This window comes from Amphritea sp. 1_MG-2023 (assembly GCF_030547545.1).
GTDB lineage: Bacteria > Pseudomonadota > Gammaproteobacteria > Pseudomonadales > Balneatricaceae > Amphritea.
In genome coordinates this window covers 1-1900 of the sequence record NZ_JAUOQE010000068.1, presented here as the reverse complement: position 1 = coordinate 1900, position 1900 = coordinate 1, and the positions used below count along the sequence as shown (strand labels likewise).

The following is a 1900-nucleotide window of genomic DNA, read 5'->3' as shown; positions in this document are numbered from 1 at the left end:
ATGCCTGTAACGGTTGCCTTGATCTCCAGCTTCTCTGTAAGCCAGAGGCGTAATTGACTTATTCGCACCTTCCTTAGGTTAACCGTGTCTTATTGAAACCACGAATCTACTGAGGTTGGCGTGATGGCGGGAATTGTATTGTCGGTGCGACCTTGTTAATTAGTTTGCACAGGGTGTTGGTGCTTATGCGGTTTGTTGGGTAACTGAAACCTTTTCAGTTACCCGCTGAACTATCGTCCTTAACTCGTATTCGTTTTAGTATTTGCCCATCTCTAATAGCGTTGAGGCGCTGACATTATCATCTTGTAGTGCTGTGATTGTTACATAGTAAGCATGACCTTTACCGCCTGAGCAGGGTGGCATATAAGCGCCGGCTTTGTCCCAGCCGGGGCTACGATGTGCTTCAATAATTTTAAACTCAGCAGGAATATCAAAAGAATGCCCAGCAACCGAGGGGATGGTCACTTGGCTTGCTGATGTGTTGACTGTGTATTGCATTCTGCCATGTCCGCCGTTATCCATCTTTTGAGAATCACGGTCGCTGTATTCCAATACGATTACGTTCGTACCTGGAGGGAGGTCACTCACTGTTAGCGCGGGTGTTGCTGGGTTGTCTCCGCCAAATTTTAGGCATTGCTGGCCGGTTGGCACATGCTTACCATCCCAACGTGCGTCAGCAAATTTAGCATCAAGGGCGAATGTGTTAGCGCTGATGACAGAAGTCACGACTAACGTAATGACGTGTTTACATTGGATCATAATAACCGTTCCTACTGTAGTGTTTTATGTTTGTATATCTATGAAGCTAGCGCCGTCAGCATAAGGTAGGGCTAGTTAGGCACTTAATCCAGTATAGTGATAATAAGTTCGCTAACAAGTGTCATCACCCTGATAATAATCAAAGGTGTAGCGTTGCTCAATCGTGGGTCGATTATCGCTAATAGTTCTGTCGCTGTAAGTCGTATACCTACTTCTCATGATTCATTATTGCTCGGTGCGTAATTCGGTTAAAGCCTGGCGCATCACCTGTATCGCTGCGCTTAAATTGAGGCCTGCTATCAGACCGGCGACAATAAGGTCGGGCCAGTCGATATTGGTTGCGAGAACGCCACCGGCGGCGCACATCACCGCGATGTTACCAAACGCATCATTGCGGCTACATAACCAAATTGAGCGCATGTTGCTATCGTCGCTGCGGTAACGAAACAGCAGCACGGCAACCACAACATTCATGGCCAGTGCCGACATCCCGATGGTTCCCATGATGGGGTAGGGTGTGCTGTCAGTATAGGCGCGATAGATAGCGCTACTAATAACCCATAGACCAAAAGCAGCCATGGTTGCGCTCTTAAACAGAGCGGCTTTAGCGCGGGTATGCAAGGCCATTGCGATGACAAACAGGGTAATGCCATAGTTAACGGCATCACCAAAAAAATCGAGGGCGTCGGCTTGTAGTGAGATAGAACCACTGGCATAGCTAGCGGCTATTTCAATAAAAATCATGGTGGCGTTACTTAACAAGGCGATCCATATGATGTGTCGAAACAGCGGGTTATTGCGTTCAGCTTCGGTGCTGTTGTCGCTGGCACAGCTATGACATCCTGCCATTATTGTTACTCCCATTTATTTAATGGGTTAAAAACCATAGTCTACAACCTACAGTCGCTGTAGGTTCAAGAGAGGATTTTAAAATGGCGCAACAATTTACGATCGGTGAGATGGCAAAGGTGGGCAATTGTAAGGTGCAGACTATCCGTTATTACGAAGAGATCGGTATGTTAGGGAAGGTGCGAATAAGTCCGTTATGTTCTCTGCGGACATTACTGCGGACATTAGAATGGCCAGATACGCGAAAGCCAGTGCAGCGAAATGTCTGGACCTTTTCAAGCTGGCTGACAAA

General features: G+C 47.2%; 3 protein-coding genes. 1 reads left to right on the top strand and 2 read right to left on the bottom strand.

Annotated elements, in window-relative coordinates:
* Positions 1-255: 255 nt before the first annotated feature.
* Both Q4488_RS18665 and Q4488_RS18660 read right to left on the bottom strand, forming a co-directional pair.
* The gene (locus Q4488_RS18665) at positions 256-759 is read right to left on the bottom strand and encodes a hypothetical protein (RefSeq protein ID WP_303582100.1); all 504 of its coding nucleotides are present in this window, start codon (positions 757-759) and stop codon (positions 256-258) included.
* Between the two features lie 225 nt (positions 760-984).
* Complete coding sequence (locus Q4488_RS18660) at positions 985-1608, bottom strand: cation transporter (protein ID WP_303582098.1); 624 nt, start codon at positions 1606-1608, stop codon at positions 985-987.
* An 83-nt stretch (positions 1609-1691) separates the two neighbouring features.
* Between Q4488_RS18660 and Q4488_RS18655 the strand changes: the two genes are divergently transcribed.
* Positions 1692-1900 (top strand): MerR family DNA-binding transcriptional regulator (locus Q4488_RS18655; protein WP_303582096.1); only part of this gene is annotated, 209 nt, incomplete at its 3' end.

Bases quoted from the DNA above. Each gene is read 5' to 3' on its own strand.
- Q4488_RS18665 (WP_303582100.1), bottom strand. From the start codon at position 759: ATGATCCAATGTAAACACGTCATTACGTTAGTCGTGACTTCTGTCATC.
- Q4488_RS18660 (WP_303582098.1), bottom strand. From the start codon at position 1,608: ATGGCAGGATGTCATAGCTGTGCCAGCGACAACAGCACCGAAGCTGAA.